Consider the following 1,231-nt stretch of genomic DNA (forward strand, 5'->3'; position numbering starts at 1 on the left):
ACAGCCAGTGACATCCATTCACTTGTTGAGCTCATCAACTCTGTTGAAGGCGAATCTCGAATTGTAATGGAGCATACAGGACGTTATTACGAAGTCCTTGCCCATCAACTTTCCGAAGCAAATCTTTTCGTCAGTGCCATTAACCCAAAGCTTATCAAGGATTTTGATAACGATTCCCTCCGCAAAGTCAAATCTGACAAAGCTGACGCTGTTAAGATTGCCCGATATGCACTTGACAAGTGGCACAATCTCAAACAGTATAGTGTTATGGATGAATTACGAAATCAGCTTAAAACCATGAACCGTCAGTTCAGCTTTTATATGAAGCATAAGACGGCTATGAAGAATAATCTCATTGGAATCCTTGACCAAACCTATCCTGGCGTGAATGCTTACTTTGACAGTCCTGCTCGCAGTGACGGCAGCCAGAAATGGGTTGATTTTGCATCTACATACTGGCATGTGGACTGTGTCCGTAAGATGTCTCTAAATGCTTTTACCTGCCATTATCAAAACTGGTGCAAACGCAAGAAGTACAACTTCAGCCAGTCAAAGGCTGAGGAAATCTATGGAAAAGCAAAGGAGCTTGTTCCTGTACTTCCAAAGGATGACCTTACAAAGCTTATTATCAGGCAGGCTGTTGACCAGCTTAATAGTGCTTCTACAACCGTTGAATCACTACGTACCTTGATGAATGAAACCGCCTCAAAACTACCCGAGTATCCTATTGTTATGGATATGAAAGGGGTTGGGCCTTCACTTGGTCCTCAGCTCATGGCTGAGATTGGAGATGTTTCACGATTTACTCATAAAGGTGCTATTACTGCATTTGCTGGTGTAGATCCCGGTGTTAATGAATCCGGTATTTATGAACAAAAAAGTGTGCCAACTTCAAAGCGTGGTTCTTCTGAGCTCAGGAAAACCTTGTTTCAAGTAATGGATGCTTTGATTAAAACCAAGCCACAGGATGACCCTGTATATCGGTTTTTAGATAAGAAACGTGCTCAAGGTAAACCTTACTATGTCTACATGACAGCGGGTGCCAACAAGTTTCTAAGAATCTACTATGGTCGAGTGAAAGAATATCTTGCAACTCTTCCAGAATCCTAATTATCCACTACAATTTTCAGACCAGCACTGGTGTGGTGGTCTTATTTTGATACCCAATTTTCAACCTGTATAAAATTTTCAATGTTCTTTTAATTTAGCCTTGACTTTTTATTTGCAGGCT

General features: G+C 41.2%; 1 protein-coding gene. It reads left to right on the forward strand.

What is annotated here, in order from left to right; translation table 11 throughout:
- Nucleotides 1-1,110: IS110 family RNA-guided transposase (locus INF29_RS14335; protein WP_193487398.1), on the forward strand; the 1,110-nt coding region annotated here is incomplete at its 5' end.
- Nucleotides 1,111-1,231: the final 121 nt, after the last annotated feature.

The sequence above is a fragment of the Anaerotignum lactatifermentans genome, assembly GCF_014982935.1.
In the GTDB taxonomy this organism is placed as follows: Bacteria; Bacillota; Clostridia; order Lachnospirales; family Anaerotignaceae; genus Anaerotignum; species Anaerotignum lactatifermentans.